Annotated in this window: 14 protein-coding genes and 2 pseudogenes; 9 read left to right on the forward strand and 7 right to left on the reverse strand. The window is 70.1% G+C overall.

Features of this window, described 5'->3' with window-relative positions; genetic code table 11:
- Position 1 precedes the first annotated feature (1 nt).
- The 5 genes from LK06_RS27980 to LK06_RS28000 form a co-directional block, all read right to left on the reverse strand.
- Complete coding sequence (locus LK06_RS27980; RefSeq protein WP_043435340.1) at positions 2-1,018, reverse strand: HpcH/HpaI aldolase/citrate lyase family protein; 1,017 nt, start codon at positions 1,016-1,018, stop codon at positions 2-4.
- On the reverse strand, positions 1,015-3,042 hold the full coding sequence (locus LK06_RS27985; RefSeq protein ID WP_043435343.1) for a protein meaA: 2,028 nt from the start codon (positions 3,040-3,042) through the stop codon (positions 1,015-1,017). Before LK06_RS27985 ends, LK06_RS27980 begins: the two co-directional genes overlap by 4 nt.
- 17 nt (positions 3,043-3,059) lie before the next feature.
- Positions 3,060-4,397 carry a crotonyl-CoA carboxylase/reductase gene (gene ccrA, locus LK06_RS27990; protein WP_043435377.1) on the reverse strand — a complete coding sequence of 446 codons (1,338 nt, stop codon included), beginning with the start codon at positions 4,395-4,397 and terminating at the stop codon, positions 3,060-3,062.
- Positions 4,398-4,851: 454 nt separating this feature from the next.
- Positions 4,852-5,694 (reverse strand): TetR family transcriptional regulator, encoded by an 843-nt coding sequence (locus LK06_RS27995; protein WP_039648539.1) that lies wholly within the window; start codon positions 5,692-5,694, stop codon positions 4,852-4,854.
- 118 nt (positions 5,695-5,812) lie between these two features.
- On the reverse strand, positions 5,813-7,618 hold the full coding sequence (locus LK06_RS28000) for a 3-hydroxyacyl-CoA dehydrogenase family protein (protein WP_039648180.1): 1,806 nt from the start codon (positions 7,616-7,618) through the stop codon (positions 5,813-5,815).
- Positions 7,619-8,039: 421 nt separating this feature from the next.
- On the opposite strand from LK06_RS28000, the gene LK06_RS28005 reads away from it, so the two are divergent.
- The gene (locus LK06_RS28005; protein ID WP_039648538.1) at positions 8,040-8,612 is read left to right on the forward strand and encodes an adenylosuccinate lyase; all 573 of its coding nucleotides are present in this window, start codon (positions 8,040-8,042) and stop codon (positions 8,610-8,612) included.
- Positions 8,613-8,863: 251 nt separating this feature from the next.
- Here the strand turns inward: LK06_RS28005 and LK06_RS28010 are convergent, their stop codons facing one another.
- Together LK06_RS28010 and LK06_RS34610 are read right to left on the reverse strand one after the other, a co-directional pair.
- Entirely contained in the window at positions 8,864-10,426 is a 1,563-nt protein-coding gene (locus LK06_RS28010) for an alpha/beta hydrolase (protein WP_043435346.1), read from the reverse strand.
- A 148-nt stretch (positions 10,427-10,574) separates the two neighbouring features.
- A pseudogene (locus LK06_RS34610) lies at positions 10,575-10,832 on the reverse strand (Rv2578c family radical SAM protein); the annotation flags it as partial.
- A 76-nt stretch (positions 10,833-10,908) separates the two neighbouring features.
- Between LK06_RS34610 and LK06_RS28020 the strand changes: the two are divergent.
- The 8 genes and pseudogenes from LK06_RS28020 to LK06_RS28055 all read left to right on the forward strand — a co-directional run bounded on the left by LK06_RS28020 (position 10,909) and on the right by LK06_RS28055 (position 22,948).
- Positions 10,909-11,352 carry an SRPBCC family protein gene (locus LK06_RS28020; RefSeq protein WP_039648176.1) on the forward strand — a complete coding sequence of 148 codons (444 nt, stop codon included), beginning with the start codon at positions 10,909-10,911 and terminating at the stop codon, positions 11,350-11,352.
- A 153-nt stretch (positions 11,353-11,505) separates the two neighbouring features.
- Positions 11,506-13,923 (forward strand): MFS transporter, encoded by a 2,418-nt coding sequence (locus LK06_RS28025; protein WP_043408186.1) that lies wholly within the window; start codon positions 11,506-11,508, stop codon positions 13,921-13,923.
- A 190-nt stretch (positions 13,924-14,113) separates the two neighbouring features.
- A pseudogene (locus LK06_RS28030) lies at positions 14,114-16,562 on the forward strand (ATP-binding SpoIIE family protein phosphatase).
- Between the two features lie 233 nt (positions 16,563-16,795).
- Positions 16,796-17,515 (forward strand): class I SAM-dependent methyltransferase, encoded by a 720-nt coding sequence (locus LK06_RS28035; RefSeq protein WP_039648170.1) that lies wholly within the window; start codon positions 16,796-16,798, stop codon positions 17,513-17,515.
- A 330-nt stretch (positions 17,516-17,845) separates the two neighbouring features.
- Positions 17,846-18,679, forward strand: coding sequence for a M55 family metallopeptidase (locus LK06_RS28040; protein ID WP_043408178.1), 834 nt, complete (start codon positions 17,846-17,848; stop codon positions 18,677-18,679).
- Positions 18,672-19,976 (forward strand): M20/M25/M40 family metallo-hydrolase, encoded by a 1,305-nt coding sequence (locus LK06_RS28045; protein ID WP_039648167.1) that lies wholly within the window; start codon positions 18,672-18,674, stop codon positions 19,974-19,976. The genes LK06_RS28040 and LK06_RS28045 overlap by 8 nt, the downstream gene beginning before the upstream one ends.
- Positions 19,977-19,978: 2 nt before the next feature.
- Positions 19,979-21,946 carry a S9 family peptidase gene (locus LK06_RS28050; RefSeq protein WP_043435351.1) on the forward strand — a complete coding sequence of 656 codons (1,968 nt, stop codon included), beginning with the start codon at positions 19,979-19,981 and terminating at the stop codon, positions 21,944-21,946.
- A gap of 78 nt (positions 21,947-22,024) precedes the next feature.
- Positions 22,025-22,948: a S66 peptidase family protein gene (locus LK06_RS28055; RefSeq protein WP_043408173.1), complete on the forward strand. Its 924-nt coding sequence runs from the start codon at positions 22,025-22,027 to the stop codon at positions 22,946-22,948.
- Positions 22,949-22,965: the final 17 nt, after the last annotated feature.

Consider the following 22,965-nt stretch of genomic DNA (forward strand, 5'->3'; position numbering starts at 1 on the left):
CTCACGCCTCCGGAATCTCGAACGTGCTGGTGCGCTGCATGCCGGCGGCGCGTCCCTTGCCCGCGACGACCAGCGCCATCTTGCGGCTGGCCTCGTCGATCATCTCGTCACCGAGCATCGCGGAGCCCTTCTTGCCGCCCGCCTCGGACGTGTAGTACTCGTACGCGTCCAGGATCAGTTCGGCGTGGTCGTAGTCCTCCTGGGAGGGCGAGAAGACCTCGTTGGCGGCGTCGATCTGGCCCGGGTGCAGCACCCACTTGCCGTCGAATCCGAGCGCCGCGGCGCGACCAGCCACCTCACGGAAGCCGTCGACGTTGCGGATCTGCAGGTAGGGGCCGTCGATCGCCTGGAGGTCGTTGGCGCGGGCGGCCATCAGGATCTTCATCAGGATGTAGTGGTAAGCGTCCGCCGGGTAGCCCGGCGGCTGCTCGCCCACGACGAGGGACTTCATGTTGATCGACGCCATGAAGTCGGCCGGGCCGAAGATGATCGTCTCGATGCGCGGGGAGGCCTGAGCGATCTCGTTGACGTTGTTCAGGCCCTGTGCGTTCTCGATCTGCGCCTCGATGCCGATGCGGCCGACCTCGAAGCCCATCGTCTTCTCGATCTGGGTCAGCAGCAGGTCCAGCGCGACGATCTGCTGGGCGTTCTGCACCTTCGGCAGCATGATGCAGTCGAGGTTGGGGCCGGCGCCCTCCACCACCGTGACAACGTCCCGGTACGTCCACTCCGTCGTCCAGTCGTTGACGCGCACCACCCGGGTCTTGCCCGTCCAGTCGCCCTCGTTGAGGAACTTGACGATGGTGTGCCGAGCCTCGGGCTTGGCGAGCGGCGCGCAGGCGTCCTCCAGGTCCAGGAAGACCTGGTCGGCAGGGAGGCCCTGGGCCTTCTCCAGGAAGCGGGGGCTGCTTCCCGGGACCGCCAGGCACGAGCGGCGCGGTCGAAGGCGGTCGACGGGGTGTGCGGCGGAGCCGCCCGCCGCAAGGGCGGTGGCGGGCGACGGGTGGGCGGTCGTCATGCGGGGACCTCCAGGGGGTCGAGCTTGTTCGCTTTGCGGATCTCGCCGACGATGCGGCCGATGATCGCGGTGATGTCGAAGTCCTTCGGGGTGAACACCGCTGCCACTCCGGCGGCCCTGAGGTGTTCGGCGTCACCGTTCGGGATGATGCCACCTGCGATCACGGGTATATCTGTGGCACCGGCCACACGCAGCCGCTGGAGTACATCCGGAACCAGCTGGGCGTGCGAACCGGACAGGATCGACAGGCCCACGGCGTGCACGTCCTCCGCCAGGGCCGCGTCCACGATCTGCTCCGGAGTGAGCCGGATGCCCTGGTAGACCACCTCGAAGCCGGCGTCGCGTGCACGGACGGCGATCTGCTCCGCGCCGTTGGAGTGCCCGTCCAGACCCGGCTTGCCGACCAGGAAGCGCAGCTTGCCGACGCCCAGCTCGCGGGCTGTGGCGTCCACTCCGGCGCGGACCCCGGCGAGAGCCGAGCCCGCCTCGGCGGCGACCGCCACCGGCGCCGAGGAGACCCCGGTGGGTGCCCGGTACTCGCCGAACACCTCGCGCAGCGCCCCGGCCCATTCGCCGGTGGTGACACCGGCGCGGGCGCACTCCAGCGTGGCCTCCATGAGGTTCTCGGTCCCCTTGGCGGCCTCCTTCAACCGTTCCAGCGCCTTGCAGGGCCGCGGGTGGTTGAAGGGAGGCTGGTAGCGGGTGTCCCGCCAGTGCTGGAGCGACTCGGTGACCCGGGCCTCGACCGCAGGGTCGACCGTCATGATCGCGGTGTCCAGGTCGGCCGTGAGCGGGTTCGGCTCGGTGGCCTCGAAGAGGTTGACGCCGACGATCTTCTCTTCGCCGGACTCGATCCGCGCCCGGCGCTCGGCGTGCGAGGAGACCAGCTGCGCCTTGAGGTAGCCGGACTCGACGGCGGCCATCGCGCCGCCCATCTCCTGGATGCGACCGATCTCGGCGAGGGACTCCTCGACGAGGGCGTTCACCTTCGCCTCGATGACGTGTGAACCCTCGAAGATGTCGTCGTACTCCAGTAGGTCGCTCTCATACGCGAGGATCTGCTGGATGCGCAGCGACCACTGCTGGTCCCAGGGCCGGGGCAGGCCGAGCGCCTCGTTCCAGGCGGGCAGCTGCACGGCACGCGCACGGGCGTTCTTGGAGAGGGTGACGGCCAGCATCTCCAGGACGATCCGCTGGACGTTGTTCTCCGGCTGCGCCTCCGTCAGGCCGAGGGAGTTGACCTGGACGCCGTAGCGAAAACGGCGTTGCTTGGGGTTCTCGATGCCGTACCGCTCGCGCGTGATCTTGTCCCAGATGCGGCCGAACGCCTTCATCTTGCACATCTCCTCGATGAAGCGGACGCCCGCGTTCACGAAGAAGGAGATCCGGGCGACCACGTCGCCCATGCGTTCCGGGGGCACCTGACCGCCGTCCCGAACGGCGTCCAGGACGGCGATCGCGGTGGAGACCGCGTACGCGATCTCCTGTACGGGCGTGGCTCCGGCCTCCTGCAGGTGGTAGCTGCAGATGTTGATCGGGTTCCACTTCGGGATGTGGGAGACCGTGTACGCGATCATGTCCGTGGTCAGCCGGAGCGAGGGGCCGGGAGGGAAGACATGCGTCCCCCGGGACAGGTACTCCTTGACGATGTCGTTCTGGGTCGTGCCCTGGAGCTTGGTGATGTCCGCGCCCTGCTCCTCCGCGACGACCTGGTAGAGCGCCAGCAGCCACATGGCGGTGGCGTTGATCGTCATCGAGGTGTTCATCTGCTCCAGTGGGATGTCCTGGAACAGTCGGCGCATGTCACCGAGGTGTGCGACGGGCACGCCCACCCGGCCGACCTCGCCGCGGGCGAGGATGTGGTCGGGGTCGTAGCCGGTCTGGGTCGGCAGGTCGAACGCCACGGACAGACCGGTCTGACCCTTGGCTAGGTTGCGCCGGTACAGCTCGTTGGACGCCTCGGCCGTGGAGTGACCGGCGTACGTGCGCATGAGCCACGGCCGGTCCTTCTGACGCTCAGTCATCTATGACCTCGGGTGTCTCAGACGTTGCGGAAGCGGTTGATGGCGTCGGCGTGCTTGGCGCGCATCTCCTTGTCGCGCACGCCCAGGCCTTCTTCGGATGCCAGGCACAGCACGCCGACCTTGCCCTGGTGGAGGTTGCGGTGGACGTCGTAGGCGGCCTGGCCGGTGTCTTGCAGGGAGTAGACCCTCGACAGGGTGGGGTGGATCTTGCCCTTGGCGATGAGGCGGTTGGCCTCCCAGGCTTCGCGGTAGTTGGCGAAGTGCGAGCCGATGATCCGCTTCAGGGACATCCACAGGTAGCGGTTGTCGTACTCGTGGTGGTAGCCGGAGGTGGAGGCGCAGGTGACGATCGTGCCGCCCTTGCGGGTGACGTAGACCGAGGCGCCGAAGGTTTCCCGGCCGGGGTGTTCGAAGACGATGTCGACGTCCTCGCCGCCGGTGAGTTCGCGGATGCGCTTGCCGAAGCGCTTCCACTCCTTCGGGTCCTGGGTGTGTTCGTCCTTCCAGAACCTGTAGCCCTCGGCGCTGCGGTCGATGATCAGCTCGGCTCCCATTTTCCGGCAGATCTCCGCCTTCTGCTCGCTGGAGACGATGCAGATGGGTGTGGCGCCGCCGGCGAGGGCGAACTGGGTGGCGTAGGAGCCGAGGCCGCCGCTCGCGCCCCAGATGAGGACGTTGTCGCCTTGTTTCATCTGGGCGCCGTTGCGGGAGACCAGTTGCCGGTAGGCGGTGGAGTTGACCAGGCCGGGGGCCGCGGCCTCCTCCCAGGTCAGGTGGGCCGGCTTGGGCATCAGCTGGTTGGACTTGACGAGCGCGATCTCGGCGAGGCCGCCGAAGTTGGTCTCGAAGCCCCAGATGCGCTGCTCTGGGTCGAGCATGGTGTCGTTGTGGCCGTCGGAGGACTCCAGCTCGACGGACAGGCAGTGGGCGACGACCTCGTCGCCGGGTTTCCAGGCGTTCACCCCCGGGCCGGTGCGCAGGACGACGCCCGCGAGGTCCGAGCCGATGATGTGGTAGGGCAGGTCGTGGCGCTTCGTCAGCTCGCTGAGCCTGCCGTAGCGCTCAAGGAAGCCGAACGTCGGCAGCGGCTCGAAGATCGAGGTCCACACCGAGTTGTAGTTGACCGAGGAGGCCATCACGGCCACCAGGGCCTCGCCCGGTCCGAGTTCGGGCACGGGGACCTCGTCGAGGTGGATCGACTTGCGCGGGTCCTTGTCGCGGGTCTGCAGGCCCGCGAACATCTCCGTCTCGTCCTTGTGCACGGTGATCGCACGGTACGACTCGGGGAGTCGTAGCGCGGCGAAGTCGGCGGACGTGGCGTCCTGCGACTGGATCGCGTCCAGGATGTCCTTCACGGTCACGGTGTTGCCTCCGGCGGTGAGCGCCCTGAGGGAGGGGCGCTGAGGGTTCGTCGGTGCTGTGATGAGTGCTGCTGGGGTGTTGAGGGTGTGCCGTCGGTTCGGCCCGGTGGTGCTTCGGCAGCGCTTTGTGGCGCGAGAGGTTGCCTGTGACGCAGGCGTCCGGGCGTGCAGGCCATGAGGCTTGCTGGGACAGCCGGCGAGCGAATGATCTCTGCGCGCCGGCCGCCCGGACACCACCAACGTATGACACCGCGTGTCAGGCGGCAAGGCACTGAGTGCCAGAACTTGCTCTCAGATGAAATCTTTACGTAACAAATGAGCGATGATCGATCGAATGGGGTAGGGAAGCTGCCGGAAAATGCCCCCTGGCATGGCAAAACGGCCACCCCTCGGGGTGGCCGTCAGAACGCCGTCGTCAGAACGCCGTCGTCAGAACTGGGGAGCGGGCTCAGCGCTCCTTCAACGCCTCCTGGATGGTCCGCATGACCTCCTGAAGCGGTGCATCGGTGCGAGCGACCGTCACCAGCACCTCGTCGTGCGCGGACACCGCCGCCGGAGCCGATACGGGGCCCTCCGGCCTGGGTGTCGAACTGCGTCCGGCTCCGATCCCGCTGCCGAACGTCTTCCGCACGATCGCGAAGGCGTGGTCCAGCTGGGCCTCCACGTCTCCCTGGCCACCCGCCCGCAGCCAGCGCCTGAGCACGTGGTTGTGGGCGGTGACGACGGCGGAGGCGGCGACCTCGGCGAGCAGGGGGTCGTCGTTGGCGTCGTCGGCGTGGGCGTGCTCATCGAAGTGACCGAGTAGGTAGCGCGTGAACAGCCGCTCGTAGCGGGCCACCGAGGCGATCTCCGCCTCGCGCAGGGTGGGCACCTCGCGCGTGAGCTTGTAGCGGGCGACCGAGATCTCGGGCCGTGCCGCGTACATCCGCATGACTTCCTTGATGCCGCGGCACACGGTGTCGAGCGGGTGTTCGTGGGCGGGGGCGGCGTTGAGGACCGCCTCGGCGCGCACCAGCGTGTCGTCGTGGTCCGGGAAGATCGCCTCTTCCTTGGAACGGAAGTGGCGGAAGAAGGTGCGGCGGGCGACCCCGGCGGCGGCTGCGATCTCGTCGACTGTGGTCGCCTCGTACCCCTTGGTGGCGAACAGCTCCATGGCTGCGGCCGCCAGTTCCCGGCGCATCTTGAGCCGCTGGGCGGCGGCGCGAGTGCCTGCGGCACTTTCCGGCGCGTCGGGCGTAGCGGGTGTACGTGAGGACTTGGCGGGCTGGGACATGACCCGAACGTACTGCATGTGTGCAGCACGATGCGCAGGTGCGGGGTTTCCCCCGCCCGGGAAGGGCGGGGGGCCCTGGGCCGGGCCGAGCAGGCCGCCCCAGTCGCGCTCGTCGTCGTACCCGTCGCCGGCGCCGTCAGCGGCGGGCATGCTCGCGGAAGCCGCGACCGGTCTTGCGGCCGAGGCAGCCCGCGGCCACCAGGTGCTCCAACAGCGGCGCCGGGGCGAGGCCGGGGTCACGGAATTCGCGGTGCAGGACCTGCTCGATGGCCAGCGAGACATCCAGACCGACCACGTCCAGCAGCTCGAAGGGGCCCATCGGGTAGCCGCCGCCGAGTTTCATCGCCGCGTCGATGTCGTCCAGAGAGGCGTAGTGCTCCTGGACCATCTTGATCGCGTTGTTGAGGTACGGGAACAACAGCGCGTTCACGATGAAACCGGCCCGGTCGCCGCAGTCCACCGGGTGCTTCCCGATCCTGCCGCACAGTTCGCGGACAGTGGTGTGGACATCGTCGGCCGTCAGGACCGTGCGGACCACCTCGACCAGCTTCATGGCCGGTGCCGGGTTGAAGAAGTGCATGCCGATCACGTCCTGCGGGCGCGAGGTGGCGCGGGCGCAGGCGACAACGGGCAGGGAGGACGTGGTGGTGGCCAGGACGGCCCCCGGCTTGCAGACCTTGTCCAGCGTCGCGAACAGCTGCCGCTTGGCCTCCAGGTCCTCGGCGATGGCCTCGACGGCCAGGTCGACGCCGGCGAAGGCGTCGTAGGAGCCCGCCGCGGTGATCCGGTCCAGGATCTGTGCGGCGGCCTCGGCGGCCAGCCGGCCCTTGTCCACGGAGCGGGCGAGAGACGTGCCGATGCGGGCTTTGGCCGCCTGCGCCTTCTCCTCGCTGCGGGCGGCGAGGACGACCTGGTAGCCAGCCTTGGCGAACACCTCGGCGATGCCGGAGGCCATGGTGCCGGAGCCCGCGACACCGACCGAGTGGACCTCGCGGCCCGGGGTGGTCGGGCCGCCCTCCGCGGGAGTCAGCGCGTCCGGCACGACGGTGGCACTGCCCGGCGCCTCGTACGTGTAGAAGCCGCGCCCGGATTTGCGGCCGGTCAGACCCGCCTCGCTGAGCTGCCCCAGGATCGGGGCGGGCGCATGCAGCCGGTCTCGGGACTCGGCGTACATGGCTTCCAGGACCGTGCGGGCGGTGTCGATGCCGATCAGGTCCAGCAGAGCGAGCGGCCCCATCGGCAGGCCGCAGCCGAGCCGCATCGCCGCGTCGATGTCCTCCCGGGAGGCGTACTTGGCCTCGTACATCGCGGCCGCCTGGTTGAGGTAGCCGAAGAGCAGCCCATCGGCGACGAAACCGGGGCGGTCGCCGACCGCGACCGGCTCCTTGCCCAACTCGACCGCGAGATCGGTGACCGCTGCCACGGCCTGCGGCGCGGTCAGCACCGAGGAAACGACCTCGACCAGCTTCATCGCCGGCGCCGGGTTGAAGAAGTGCAGGCCGAGCACCCGCTCGGGGTGCGCGGAATCGGCAGCCAGCCGAGTCACCGACAGGGCGTTGGTGCCGGTCGCGAGGATCGTTCCGGGACGGACGATACCGTCCAGCTCACGGAAGATCTGCTGCTTGATCTCGTACGACTCCGGGGCCACCTCGATGACGAGATCGGCCTCGGCCGCCGCGTGCAGGTCGGTGGAGATGCGGACCCGGGCCAGTGCCTCGGAGCGCTCCGGGTCGGTCAGCTTGCCCCGTGCCACGGCACGGGCGGTGGAGGCCTCCAGCGCAGCGAGTGACTTCGTGGCCTGGGCCTCGCTGACGTCGATACCGATCACCTCGCGGCCGGCCTTCACAAGGACTTCGGTGATGCCGGTGCCCATCGTGCCGAGGCCGACGACGGCGACCGTCTTGAGCGGGGACAGAGGGGTGTCGGACAGGGGAGTGGCCATCGCGGGACTCCAGGGATGAGGGTGACGACGAGGAATGCCCCGGGTGCGCCCGGTGGCGCACCACGGTGCGGAAAGGAGTGCGGGTGTTGCCGGGCTGCAATCGCACACGCCCGGTGCCGCCGGCGCCACGGGCGTGCTCACGCCCGCGCGGAGGCGGATTCCGACCGGCTCTGTCCCGAAGCCGGGCCGTACCGCGGTACACACGGTGTACCGAACCGAACAGTTCCCCAACCGCCCTCTACAGGCGTGGGGTGATACCTCCAGCGGCGGCCGCGTCACCAAACCGTCGCCAGCGGAAGCGCGAGGGTTACTCGCTCGAATGAGCTTAACTCGCGGGTAACGAGCGCGCTAGATGTCGGCCCCGACTCGACTTTGTGATGTAGCTCCCTCATGCGCCGGGAACCCGCTTACGCTGATGGTCGTGGACGAAGAGTTGCGATCGCTCACGGACCGCTTACGGCAGGAGTCGCGCGGCCCGGCGGAATTCGACCGCCTGTCGGCGACCGAGGACCATGATGAACTGGCGGTGCTGCTCACCGCGCCCGGGCAGCCGCTGTGGGCCAGGGAACTGGCCGCCTTCCGCCTCGGTCTCGCGGGCGACCGGCGCGCCTTCGAGTCGCTGGTGCTGCTGCTCAACCACCGGGACCCCCCGCGCTGCGCCTCCGCCGCCCATGCCCTGGCCCGACTGGGCGACCCGCGTACGGCCCGGGCAGCCGCCGCCCTCGCCACCAATGAACTGCGCGTCGCCTACGCCCTGCACCCGGTACGGCTCCTGGTCGCCCTGCGCGCCCCGGAGTCAGTTCCCGCGCTGATCACCACGCTGGAGCGCCGACTGCGCCCGCACGACCCCTACCGGAGGGTCGCCCTTGCCTGCGTGGAGGGCCTGGGCGCGCTCGGCGACCCGCGTGCCCGACGGGTGCTGAACGAGGCCCTGGCGCACCCGGTGCTCGCGGAAGCGGCGGTGCACGCGCTGGCGCGGATACCGCCGCGGTAGACGGCCAGGTGATGCGCGGTCAGCCGCTCAGGCCCTGGACGTACCGGACTTCGAACACCGCAACGCCGCCCGCCTCGGCGGGTTCCGCGGTGCCGTGCGGCCGGGAAGCGGCCCGTTCACAGACCCCGGCGGGCGGGCGTGGTGCCTCTCCGCGGCCATCGGGCGCATGCGCGTGGGCCGGTCGCTCATGCCGGCCCCCGGGGAACGCCGGACGCGTCGCGCCCGCGGATTTCACCGCCGGCCGGGGGCGCCTACCGGCGGAAGCCCAGCAGCCGGTGCAGCACCGAGCCCCGGGACGAGGCCGACGCTGCCTTCGTCGTCAACGGTTCCGGATCGGGTGACTTCCCGCAGACCGCGTCGGCCACGCCTGCGCCGTGCGGCGCCTCGCCGCTGGCCAGATATGCGGAAAGGTACCCGTCCAAGCAGTCGTTGCCACTCAACGTGATGCCGTGGTTGCCGCCGCCCTCCTCGACCACGAGGCTGGAGCGGGCCAGCAGACGGTGGACCGTCACACCGCCCTGGTAGGGGGTGGCCGCGTCGTCGGTCGCCTGGAAGAGCAGCGCCGGCGGCAGCTTGGCGTTGGCGACGTTCACCGGCTCCAGTGCGTCGGTCGGCCAGAACGCGCAGGGCGCGTTATACCAGGCGTTGTTCCAGGCCATGAAAGGCGCCTTCTCGTACACCTGCCAGGTGTCCGCGCGCCACCGGTTCCAGCCCCGTGGCCAGGCGGCGTCACGGCACAGCACGGACGCGTAGATGCTGTAGCCGTTGCTGCCCTGTGCGTCCACGGCGGCGAAGTCCTCGTAGGCCTTGACGAGAGGAACGGTGTCCTTGCGGTGGACGTAGGCTGCGAACGCCTCGGCGAGGTAGGGCCAGTAGCCGTTGTAGTAACCGCCGGGGACGAAGGTGTCCTCCAACTCGGCGGCGCCGACCTCGCCCGCGGCCGGTTCCCGCGCCAGGGCCGCCCGCATCGCGTACCACTCGGCCTCGATCTTGGCGGGGTCCTTGCCGAGCCCGTACACGGTGTCGTGCGTGGCGATCCATGCGATCAGGGCACGGTGGCGGTCGTTGAAGGCGTAGTCCTGGCCGATGTTGTCCTGGTACCACACCCCGGTCGGGTCCACGATCGAGTCCAGCACCAGCCGGCGGACCCGCTCGGGGTACAGCTTCGCGTAGACCGCACCGAGGTAGGTGCCGTAGGAATAGCCGAAGTAGCTGATCTTCCGGGCGCCGAGGGCGTCCCGGATGGCGTCCATGTCCCGGGCGGCGCTGACGGTGTCGAGGTACGGCAGCAGGTCGGAGTACGTGCGGCGGCACGCGGCGGCGAAGGACCGCGCCCGCCGCAGGTTCGCCTGCTCCAGCGCGGGCGTGGTCGGCACCGTGTCCGGGCGCACCGGCCGGAAGTGTCCGGGTGAGCAGTCCAGGGCGGGGGTGCTCCTGCCGACCCCGCGCGGATCGAAGCCGATCACGTCGTACTGGGCCGCCACGCGCTCGGGCAGCGCCGAGGCGACGAAGCCGGCCAGCGCCAGCCCGCTGCCACCGGGGCCGCCGGGGTTGACCAGCAGCGGACCCTGGAAGACCGGCGCGGTGTGCGGGATGCGGGACAGCGCGAGCGTGATCTTACGGCCCGACGGGTCCGCATGGTCCAGTGGCACCTCCAGGGACGTGCACTGGAGCGTCGGGTACGCGCTGGTGCCGCACGTCTTCCAGACGGGTGCGGGCGCCGAAGCACGGGGGGTCGCCTGCGCCGGGGCGGCCGTGAGCGAGCCCGCCGTCATGACGGCGACCGCGCACAGCACGGCTGCGCGTGTTCCCATGGGTCCTCCCGGGACGGAGGTTTCGACGAGCCGTGAACGTCACGGTCCTCGCCGCATGGTCCCGGCAATGGGGACCTGAAGAACCCGTTCTGGCGATACGTGACCCGAATGGGCCGATGGATGCCCCCCAACGCCCCCGGGTGGTCTGTCATATGAGTGCCAGCTGGTCCTCAGCGGCGGCCGGGGACCGCGCCGGCGCTGCCGGGCGGATGCGGGACGGCCACGCCCGGGCCCGTGGTCCGACGCCGTACTCCTGCGCCAGCTCGCGCACCTGACGGGTGATCCTGCGCCGGTGCCACCTCGGCGCGTAGGCCCCCTTCGCGTACAGCTGCTCGCAGCGGCGCACCAGGTGCGGATGGTGCTGCCCGAGCCAGGCCGTGAACCACTCCCGGGCACCCGGCCGCAGGCCCCGATTTGAGGGCCCGGGCGCCGGAGTGGTTGGCTTGCCCCAACCCCGAGCAATTAGGTTCTGGAGGAACGCAATGGCGCAGGTCGAGGCCACTACGGAACGGGTCGTCGCGGCGGACGCGGAGAAGGTGTTCGACGCCCTCGCCGACTACCGCGGCACACGGCAGAAGGTGCTGCCCGAACACTTCAGCGAGTACGAGGTGCGCGAAGGCGGTGACGGTGAGGGAACCCTCGTCCACTGGAAGCTTCAGGCCACCAGCAAGCGCGTGCGCGACTGCCTCCTGGAGGTGAGCGAGCCTACCGACGGGGAACTGGTCGAGAAGGACCGCAACTCCTCCATGATCACCACCTGGCGTGTCACCCCGGCGGGCGAGGGCAAGTCCCGGGTCGTCGTGACCACCACCTGGAACGGTGCCGGCGGCATCGGCGGCTTCTTCGAGAAGACCTTCGCTCCCAAGGGGCTCGGCCGCATCTACGACGCCGTCCTCGCCAAGCTCGCTGCCGAGGTCGAGCAGTAGGACCCGGAACCCGCCGGTGAAGGGGAGGACGCGCTCCTTCACCGGTTCGGGTGGATCTCTGCCCCACCCCGGGCGGTTCCGTAACCCGCCGCAGTTGTTCGCAGTTGTCGCCTCGTGCGGGAAGTGTGACAGGTGTGACGAGGGGAGCGGCACGTGGGCGGGACGACACTGGTGAAGCACGAGCCGGCCGCGGTACCAGCCGCGACGGGCGAGACTGCCGCCACCTCCTGTGACGCCTCCGACCCCTCCGGCTCCGCACCCTCCGCCCAGCCGCGGGCATGCCGGGTACGGCTGGTGTTCTCCGGGCTGATGCTGGCGCTGCTCCTCGCGGCGCTGGACCAGATGATCGTCGCCACCGCGCTGCCGAAGATCGTCGGCGAACTGCACGGTCTGGACCGGATGTCCTGGGCCATCACCGCCTATCTGCTCACCTCCACCATCGGCCTGCCCCTGTACGGCAAGCTCGGCGACCTGTTCGGCCGTAAGGGCGTCTTCCAGTTCGCCATTGCCGTCTTCGTCGCCGGCTCCGCGCTGGCCGGCCGGGCCCAGTCCATGGACCAGCTGATCGCCTTCCGCGCACTCCAAGGCGTCGGCGCGGGCGGGCTCATGATCGGCGTGCAGGCGATCATCGCCGACATCGTGCCGCCCCGCGAACGAGGGCGCTACATGGGCCTGATCGGTGCCTCGTTCGGGCTCGCGTCCGTCGCGGGGCCGCTCCTTGGCGGTTACTTCACCGATCACCTCTCCTGGCGCTGGTGCTTCTACATCAACGTCCCTTTCGGCCTGCTCACCCTCGCTGTCGTCACCGTCGTCCTGAAACTCCCCAGGCCCCGCTCCCCCCGCCGTCTCGACCTGCCCGGTGCGCTGCTGCTGGCCACCGCTTCCACCTGTCTGGTCCTGCTGACCAGCTGGGGCGGCACCGAGTACCCCTGGCGCTCGCCGCAGATCCTCGGCCTCGGCGCGGGCGCGGTGGCCGCGGCCGTCCTCTTCCTCGTCGCCGAGCACTTCGCCGCCGAACCTCTCATCCCGCTCCGGCTGTTCCGCGACCCCGTCTTCAACGCCAGCGGCCTGATGGGCCTCGTGACCGGCGTCGCCCTCTTCGGCGCCGCCAGCTATCTGCCGACCTTCCTGCAGATGGTCGACGGGGCCAGCGCCACCAGCTCCGGACTGCTGATGCTGCCCATGATGGCCGGGGTCGTCGGCGCCTCGATCACCAGCGGACAGCTCATCAGCCGCACCGGCCGCTACAAGGTGTTCCCCGTGCTCGGCGGGGCCGTCGCCGCCCTCGGCATGTGGCTGCTCTCCCGCCTCGAAGCCGGTACCCCTCGGCTGCACTACAGCATGTGGATGGCCGTCCTCGGCACGGGCATCGGCATGGTGATGCCCGTGCTGGTCCTCGCCGTGCAGAACTCCGTACGACCCGCCGACATCGGCACCGCCACCAGCGCCAACAACTACTTCCGGCAGATCGGGGGCAGCGTCGGCGCCGCCGTGTTCGGCACTCTCTTCGCCGACCGGCTCGCCCGCTCCCTGTCCCGGGAACTGCCCCGGCACGCTGCCACCCGACTGCCCGACCCCGACTCGATCACCCCGCAGCTCGTCCACGCGCTGCCCCCGGTCCTGCGTGACGCCTACGTCCGCGCCTACGCCGACGCGATGCCCCGGATCTTCCTCTACCTCGTCCCGGTGCTCGTCCTCGGCCTGTTCATCGCCTTCTTCCTCAAGGAGAAACCCCTGGTGTCCCACCATGCCCCCGAGCAGGAGACCGTGCCGGTGAACACCCCGATCCCGCAGGCCCGTTCGTCGTACCCGGCCGGCATCCCCGTCTGCGGCACGGTGCAGCACCCCGACGGGACCGCGGTGCCGCGCGCGGCCCTCACCCTCATCGACGCCGCCGGACAACAGATCGGCCGGGGCGCGAGCGGTGAGGACGGGCGGTACGCGCTGAGCACGCCCGGCTCCGGGGCGTATGTGATGATCGCCGCGGCCGGCGGCCACCAGCCGCAGGCTGTCTCCGTCACCGTCGGTGAGCGGCCCGTCGACCTCGACGTCGTCCTCGGCGGCGCCGGACGCCTGGCCGGCAGTGTGCTCACCGCCGACGGCAGTCCCGTCCGGGACGCCACCGTCACCCTCACCAATGTGCACGGCGAGGTCGTGGCCGCCACCCGTAGCAGCCGCGAGGGCGGCTACGTCATCACCGAACTGGTCGCCGGTGAGTACACCCTCGCCGCCAGCGCCCCCGCCTTCCGGCCCGCGGCGCTCCCGGTCACGGTGCAGGCCTCCCGGGAGACCCGGCAGGACGTCGAACTCGCGGGCGGAGCCGTGCTCAAGGGCACTGTCCGGGCGAGCGGCGGACGGGCCGTGGAAGACGCGCGCGTCACCCTTCTCGACGCCGCCGGCAACGTGGTCGACACCCTCACCACCGGCGCCGACGGGACGTTCCGGTTCGTCGACCTCTCCTCCGGGGAGTACACGCTCATCGCCGCCGGCTACCCGCCGGTCGCCACCGTGCTGCAGGTCGCGGGCGGTGGCCGCACGGAACGGGACCTGCAGCTCGGCCACGAGGACTGACAAGGCCTCAGGCGGGAAGACCGCACCGTGGAAGGCCCAGGAGCGCCCGCGAAGGCGCGGGCCACGCGCCGGTGCGATCCGGTGAATCCAATTCCAGGATTGCCACACATCGCGACCTGCCGCCGCCGTACCGTAGTTGCGGGCGGCACAGATGATCTGCGAACAGCCGTGGGGAGAAAGGGCCTGGGCCATGGACCGTGGCAACAAGCGGGACACAGCTCCCGGGCGCGGTACCGGCAGCGCCACGGCGGGCCGGATCCCGCTGGCCGTGGTCGTCGTCGACCGTGACGGACTGGTGTCTCACTGGAGCACAGGTGCACGGCGCCTGTTCGGCGTGCCCAAACACGACGCCGTCGGGCGCCCTGCGACCGACTTGTTGCCGGTCTCCGGTGCCTTCCCTGACCACCTGCGCGGCGACTCGCTGCTCGACGCCTACGACGAGTACGGCGCGTTCGGACCCGATCTGGAAGCCTCCCTCGGCGGCCATACGGGCTACGCCACAGCCGGCCGTGCCCGCCTGAGCTCGCAGCGGCAGGAGCCGGACGGCGAGCGGCTCGACATGCTGTGGTGGGCCTACCCGCTCATCGGCCCCGGACCGTCGCTCCTCGTCCTCGCCGCCGACGCCACCCGCCTGTGTACCGAACGTGGCCACGACGACGAGACCGCCGAACGCATTTCGCCCGGCTTCGCCCGCCACACCGAACTACCCGCCTCCGATGAACTCGAACGACGGCTCCCCGAGGTCCTCCCCAGCATGGGTCCGGGCCTCAGTGGCCGGATCGTCTCCCAGATACTGGAACTCGGCTATCCCGTCCTGGAGTTCAGTCATTGCGACCGGGTCCCCGTGACCCCGTACTGGGGAGTGCCCCGCCGCCTCGGACGCACCCGGGCCGACACCGTCGCACCGCGGGAGCGGGCAGCCGCCACCGCGGTCGCGGCCGGCGTCGAACAGGACCTGGAGTACGCCGCCGTCCGCGAGCGGCTGGAGTTCCTGAACGAGGTCAGCTCCGGCATCGGCTCCTCACTCGACCTTGGTGAGACCATCCGCGAGGTCACCAGCGCCGCCGTCCCTCGTTTCGCGGACTTCGCCGGCACCCACCTGCGCGCCGCGGCCCTGGCGGGCGAGGGCTTCCCGGACGGCCCGCCGGACCCCAGCACGGTGATGTTCCGCGTCTGGGTGGAACACAACGACGAGCCGGGCCGCTGGGACGACACCGTCCCGGTCGGCGAAGCCTTCGCATTCCCCGAACACACCCCGTTCTACCAGTGCATGAACACCGGTGAACCGGTCCTCATCCCGCGCATCAGCGACGAACTGGGCGACCGCATCTCCGGGGAGTTCGAGAAACGCGACCTCAGGCCGCTCATCAACGGTCGCTCCCTGCTGATCGTCCCGCTCAAGGCGCGCAACGTCGTGCTCGGCTTCATGGTGCTGCTACGCCGCGCCGACCGGCCGCCGTTCGACGACATGGACCGCACCACCGGCGCCGAACTCGCCGCCCGCGCGGGCCTCGTCCTCGACAACGCCCGCATGTACACCTACCAGGAGAGCGTCGCCGACACCCTGCAGGACAGCATGCTGCCGAAGGTCGCGTCCCGGATGGCCGGATGCGACATCGCCACCCGCTACCTGCCCGGCACCCGGCTCGGCCGCATCGGCGGCGACTGGTTCGACAGCATCAAACTGCCCGGATCGCGCACCGCCCTCGTCGTCGGCGACGTCATGGGTCACGGACTCAACTCCGCCGCCATGATGGGACAGCTGCGTACCGCCGTCCAGACCATGGCCACGATGGAGACTCCGCCCGCCCAGCTCCTGCGCAACCTCGACGACCTGGCCCGACGGCTCGGCGACACCTACCTTGCCACGTGCCTCTACGCGGTGTACGACCCCATCCGCGGCGAACTCCAGCTCGCCAACGCCGGACACATCCCACCCGTGCTGGTCCGAGCCGAAGACGGACGAAGCGAACTCCTCGACCTGCCCACCGGCGCTCCCATAGGCGTTGGCGGCGTCCCCTTCGAAGTCACCCGCATCGAAGTCGCCCCCGGCGACCGTGGTGCTGTGCACCGACGGCCTGGTCGAGGTACGCGGCTCCGACATCGGCGACGGGCTGGCCGCCCTCTGTGAGTCCGCCGCGCACCCCGCCGCCTCGATGGACGCCGCCTGTGACACCATCATCCGCGCCCTGAACACCCGCGGCGGCCGCAAGGACGACGTGGCCCTGCTCATGGCCCGCCTGAACGGCATCCCCGACGACCACGTCGCCGAGTGGTACCTCGACAGCGACCCTCGCGAGGCGGCCCGGGCCCGCCGCCTGGTCCGCGAGCAACTGTTGAAGTGGCACCTGCCACAGGCGATGGACAGCGCCGAACTGCTGGTCAGCGAGGCAGTCACCAATGCCGTCCGGCATGCGGCCGGCAGCCGGATCGGGCTACGAGTGGTCCGTACCGACGCGCTACTCTTCGAGGTCACCGACGGCGAACCCGCCTTGCCCAGCCTGATCAACGCCGACCCCCTCGACGAGTCGGGCCGCGGACTGAACGTCATCAGCCGTCTGGCCACTGAATGGGGCGCCACCGCCACCGGGCACCGCAAGACCGTCTGGTTCGAGCAAGCCGTCTCAGCAGGCCTGTAGACGGTGGTTGCAGAAGGCCGGTGAACGGGGGCACCACAGGCCGGCGGACGGGACCGAGCCGGCCAGCGGACCCGAGGCCCCCTCGGCCTCGGAACGAGGGGGCGTGTAGAAGGAATTCTCACGCCCCGGTATGTCCCGGCTCCACACATTCGGTGAAGATGGGCCCCTCGCCCCTTGCCCCACGCCCCGCCAGCGCGATATCCCGATCACGGAACCGACCATGGGGAGATCGCATGAACGTCTCAAACAACTACCGGCATTCCTGGGAGAGTTACTGGAGTGAGACCTCCGGCACCAAGGGCGAGGCGATCTGGGACTCCGATCCCTCCCTGACCGCCGGCCCGCACAGTGAACTGCTCCTGCCCTACGCGGACCCGAACCGCACCATCGTCGACCTCGGCTGTGGAAACGGCACCCAAACCCGATACCTATCGGGCCGGTTCGCCCGCGCCGTCGGCGTCGATCTCTCGCACGCCGCCGTCGAGCACGCCCGTCGCGCCGCGCACGGCGACGCCGTCGAGTTCCAGCAACTCGACCTGACCGACACCGACGCCGTACGCACCTTGCACGACCGGCTCGGTGACAGCAACGTCTACATGCGGGCCGTCATCCACCAGAGCGAACCTGCCGCGCGCCCCGCCGTGGCCGCCGCTGTGGCCGAACTCATCGGCACCGAAGGACGCGCGTTCGTCGTCGAACTCACCTCCGGCTCCCGGGACGTCCTGCAGCGGGCCGCTGCCGGGCCGGCCGGACCGCCGCCCAAGCTCCAGCGCGTCTTCCGGCACGGGCTCAGGCCCGCCGACGCCGACGACCAGGAGATCCCGCGCCTGCTCGCCGAGTCCGGTCTCACGATCCTCGCCGACGGCGAGACCACCCTCGCGCAGACCGAGTACCTGGCGGACGGCACCCGCATCGAGCTGCCGGCACGTTGGTTCATTCTGGCCGGGAAGTGACCGGAGTCCTCCCAGGGAGCCGGGCGCACCGCGGAACACGGGCGGACCGGCCGGCCACGGCCTTCCGCTCCGCGCCCCGCCAGCGCGGGAGCGGAGCGGCACCTCCCGGCGGGCGTCAGGCACGTCGTGGCGTCCGGTGCACCTCCCTCCCGAGGTGTTCCTGACGACTGGCACCTCCACCGGCTTCCCGGAGGAGTTCCGCTCTGCCAGGCCGGTGGCGCCGGGCAGAGCCCCCGGATCCGGACCCTGCCGCCTGCCGACCGGCAGGCCGTGGGCTGCCGTGCCGAGGGTCGTAGCCTGTCCGCTTCCCGACGCGTAACGTGACACACCATGAAGATCCTCATCAGTGCCGACATGGAGGGAGCTACGGGCGTCACCTGGCCGGCCGACGTGCTGCCGGGGACACCGCAGTGGGAGCGGTGCCGGTCGATGTTCACCTCCGACGTCAACGCCGCCGCAGAAGGCTTCTTCGACGGCGGCGCTGACCAGGTGCTCGTCAACGAGGCCCACTGGACCATGCGCAACCTGCTCCTGGAACAGCTCGACGAACGGGTCGAAATGCTCACCGGGCGGCACAAGGCACTGTCCATGGTGGAGGGTGTGCAGTACGGCGACGTGGACGGCATCGCGTTCATCGGCTACCACGCGGGCGCCGGCATGGAAGGCGTCCTCGCCCACACCTACCTCGCCAACCAGATCACCGGGGTGTGGCTGAACGACGTCCGTGCCAGCGAGGGCCTGCTCAACGCACACGTGGCTGCCGAGTACGGCGTCCCCGTCGTGCTCGTCACCGGCGACGACCTGGCCTGTGAGGACGCGCTCGGGTACGCTCCCGGAGCACTGAAGGTTGCGGTCAAGGACCACGTGTCACGGTACGCGGCGGTATGCCGTACCCCGTCCCGCACCGCCGAGGCCATCCGCGCCGCCGCTGAAGAGGCGGCACAGCTGGCGGACCGTCAAGAACCGACATATGCTGGCCCGTTCGCCATTGCACTGGAGTTCGATGCCGCGCATCTGGCGATGGCCGCGACCGTCGTCCCCGGCGTCGCGCGGACCGGGGAGCGGAAGGTGGCGTACCGCAGCAGCACCATGTACGAGGGCATCCGCACGTTCAAGGCGGTCACCACGATCGTCTCCGCCGCCGTGGAGGAGCAGTATGGCTGACCAGCAGGCCCTTGACGAGGTCGTGGAGTTCACCTCTGGCCTGATCCGAATGGACACCACCAACCGGGGCGGTGGGGACTGTCGGGAGCGGCCCGCCGCCGAATACGCGGCCGAGCGGCTGGTCGGCGCCGGGCTGGAACCGCTGCTGCTGGAACGCACACCGGGCCGGACCAACGTCGTGGCCAGGGTCGCCGGAACCGATCCGTCCGCCGACGCACTGCTGGTGCACGGCCACCTCGACGTGGTGCCCGCCGAGCCCGCCGACTGGAGCGTGCACCCGTTCTCCGGCGAGATCCGCGACGGCATCGTGTGGGGTCGAGGTGCCGTGGACATGAAGAACATGGACGCGATGATCCTGGCGGTCCTCCGGTCCTGGTCGCGGCAGGGCGTACGGCCCCGCCGCGACCTCGTCGTCGCGTTCACCGCGGACGAGGAAGCCAGCGCCGAGGACGGGTCCGGATACCTCGCCGAACAGCACCCCGAACTGTTCGAAGGCTGCACCGAGGGCATCGGCGAATCGGGTGCCTTCACCTTCCACGACGGCACCGGCCGGGAGATCTACCCCATCGCCGCGGGAGAGAGGGGCACCGGCTGGCTGAAACTCACCGCCCACGGCAGGGCCGGTCACGGCTCCAAGGTGAACACGCAGAACGCGGTGACCCGGCTCGCCGCCGCCGTCACCCGCATCGGCGAGCACGTATGGCCGCTCAGGCTCACTCCGACCGTACGGGCCACACTGACCCAGCTAGCCGCCCTGTACGGCATGGACGCCGACTTCACCGACGTCGAACAGCTGCTGCAGAAGCTCGGCCCAGCCGCCGGACTGGTGGAGGATACCGTCCGCAACAGCGCCAACCCGACCATGCTGGAGGCCGGTTACAAACTGAACGTCATCCCCGGCGAAGCGGTGGCCTTCGTCGACGGGCGCTATCTGGCAGGCGCCGAGGACGAGTTCCGCAGCACCCTCGACCGGCTGATCGGACCGGACGTGACCTGGGAATTCGAACACCGCACGGAAGCCCTGCAGGCGCCGGTGGACGCACCCGTGTTCGCGAAGATGCGAGCGGCCGTCGAGGAGTTCGCCCCGGACGGGCATGTGGTGCCGTACTGCATGACCGGGGGCACGGACGCCAAGCAGTTCTCCAGGCTCGGTGTCACCGGCTACGGCTTCGCCCCGCTGAAGCTGCCGGAGGACCTCGACTACCAGGCACTGTTCCACGGCGTGGACGAGCGAGTACCCGTCGAGGCGTTGCACTTCGGCGTCCAGGTCCTCGATCGCTTCCTGCGCACCGCCTAGATTTGGGGGACGCGGTGCTCAAGGCGTCGTACGGATCATGGCCTTCGCCCATCGACGCGGCCCTCGCCGCTGCGCACGACGGGCGGCCGGACTGGGTGGGGACGGTGGGGGACGAAATCTGGTGGACCGAACCCCGTCCCGCCGATGGTGGACGCCGGGTCCTCGTCCGGCGGCGGACCGACGGGACCGAGGAACAGGTGCTGCCGGCCCCCTGGAACGTGCGCAGCCGAATCATCGAGTACGGCGGCCTGCCCTGGACCGGAGTCATGCGCCACGGCCAGCCAGTCGTCGTGTTCGTGCACTTCGCGGACCAGCGGCTGTACCGGTACGAACCCGACGGCGAGCCACGTCCTTTGACTCCGGTGGCATCCACTGGTCGCGGCTGGCGTTGGGCGGAGCCCCGCATCGACCTCGTCCGCGGCGAAGCATGGTGCGTAATGGAGGAGTTCACGGGAGAAGGACCCGACGACGTACGTCGCGCTCTCGTCGCCGTGCCGCTGGACGGCTCAGCCGCCGACGACCGCGACGCCATCCGCGAGCTCACTCCGGCCCGGCACCGGTTCGTGACCGGACCGCGGCTGTCCCCCGACGGGCGACGTGCCGCCTGGCTCGCCTGGGATCATCCGCGCATGCCGTGGGAGGGTACGGAGCTTCTCGTCGCCGAGGTCGGCGACGACGGTGAGCTGAGGGACGTGCGTACGGTCGCCGGCGGGCCGGATGAGGCCGTCGCTCAGGTCGACTGGTCTGCAGACGGCAGCATTCTGTATACAAGCGACCGCAGTGGCTGGTGGAACCTCTACCGCGACGGCATCCCGCTGTGCCCCCGACAGGAGGAGTTCGGTGGGCCCCTCTGGCAACTCGGGCTGCGTTGGTTCGCGCCGATGGACTCCGGGATGATCGCGGTCGTCCACGGCAGGGGGGCGACCGTACTCGGGATACTGGATCCCGAATCCGGCGAGACGGTCGACACCGACGGTCCGTGGACCGAGTTCGCTGGCACGCTCGCGACCTGCGGTGGGCGTGTGATCGGTGTCGGTGCCAGTCCTCGTACCGCATACGAAGTCGTGGAACTGGACACCACCACCGGCCACGCCCGTGCGGTCGGCGCCCAACACCAGGACACCGTCGACCCTGCCTATTACCCCGAGCCGCAGATCCGGGTGTTCGCCGGGCCCGACGGCCGCGCGGTGCACGCCCACGTCTACCCGCCGCACCATCCCGAACGAAGCCCCGCTGACGGCGAGTTGCCGCCCTACGTCATCTGGGCCCACGGCGGGCCCACCAGCCGGGTGCCGCTCGTGCTGGACCTGGGGATCGCCTACTTCACCTCGCGGGGCATCGGCGTCGCCGAGGTGAACTACGGCGGATCCACCGGATACGGGCGGGCCTACCGGGAGCGGCTGCGCGAGCAGTGGGGCGTGGTCGACGTCGAGGACTGCGCGGCTGTCGCCCGCGCCCTCGCCGACGAGGGGACCGCAGACCCCGACCGGCTCGCCATCCGGGGCGGCAGCGCGGGTGGCTGGACGGCCGCCTCCTCCCTGACCACGACCGGTCTCTACGCCTGTGGCACCATCATCTATCCCGTCTTGGACCTGACCACCTGGGGCCCCGGCGAGACCCACGACTTCGAGTCCCGTTACCTGGAGTCGCTGATCGGCCCGCGCGCGGACGTGCCAGCCCGCTACGCCGAGCGCTCACCGACCGCCCGCGCTGACCGGCTCACCGTACCCTTCCTGCTGCTCCAGGGCTTGGACGACGCCATCTGCCCGCCCGCGCAGTGCGAACGTTTCCTCGCCCGGATCGAGGGCCGCGGCGTACCCCACGCATATCTCACCTTCCCGGGGGAGGGGCACGGGTTCCGACGGGCCGAGACGATGGTCCGCGCCCTGGAAGCCGAACTGTCCCTATATGTGCAGGTGTTCGGGCTGAACCCGGCACCGCAGGTGCCGAAGACCGAGCTGATCACGTAAAGGAACCCGATCTGTGACGAGTCAGACACGTGAAGAGCCAGACACGTGAAGAGCCGGTCAAGTGACGGAGCTGGCCACGTGAAGGCACTGGTGCGGCCACCCCGGCTGGCCCCCGGGGCGCGGGTGGCTGTCGTCGCCACCAGCGGGCCGGTGCCCAAGGACAGGCTGCAGGCGGGCTTCAACGTACTGCGCGGCTGGGGCCTTGACACCGTACCCGGACGCCATGTCCTGGCCCAACACCGCGAGTTCGGCTACCTGGCGGGTACGGACGCGGATCGCGCCGCCGACCTCCAGAACGCCTGGTGCGACCCCACTGTGGATGCGGTCCTGTGCGCCCGCGGCGGTTACGGGGCGCAGCGCCTGGTCGACCTGCTCGACTGGGACGCGATGCGGGCGGCCGGGCCGAAAATCTTCGTCGGTTTCAGCGACGCCACCGTCCTGCACGAGGCCTTCGCCACCCGCCTGGGCCTCACCACACTCTACGGACCGATGGCGGCCGGCATCGACTTCATCGAGACCACCCGGGCCCAGCAGCATCTGCGAGCCACCCTCTTCACCCCGGAAACAGTCCGCACCATCGCCTCCGGCGGCACGCCCCTCGTGCCCGGCCGCGCCCGCGGCGTCACCCTCGGCGGCTGCCTGTGCCTGCTCGCCGCGGAACGCGGCACCCCGCACACCCGGCCTTCGGCCGGCGGCGGACTGCTGTGCCTGGAAGACGTGGGCGAGGAGACGTACCGGCTGGACCGGTACCTCACCCAACTCCTGCGTTCCGGATGGCTGGAAGGGGTACACGGAGTACTCCTCGGATCCTGGCAGGAGTGCGCCGACTACGCCGAGGTACGGCCCCTGTTGGCCGATCGGCTCGGCACGCTCGGTGTTCCGGTGGTGGAGGACTTCGGATTCGGCCACTGCGAAGGCGCCTTGACGATTCCCTTCGGAGTCGCTGCCGAACTCGACGCGGACGGTGCCACGTTGACGCTCGACTGGCCGGCCCTTCGGTGATCCGCGCCTCATCCGCG

The sequence above is a fragment of the Streptomyces pluripotens genome (assembly GCF_000802245.2).
GTDB lineage: Bacteria > Actinomycetota > Actinomycetes > Streptomycetales > Streptomycetaceae > Streptomyces > Streptomyces pluripotens.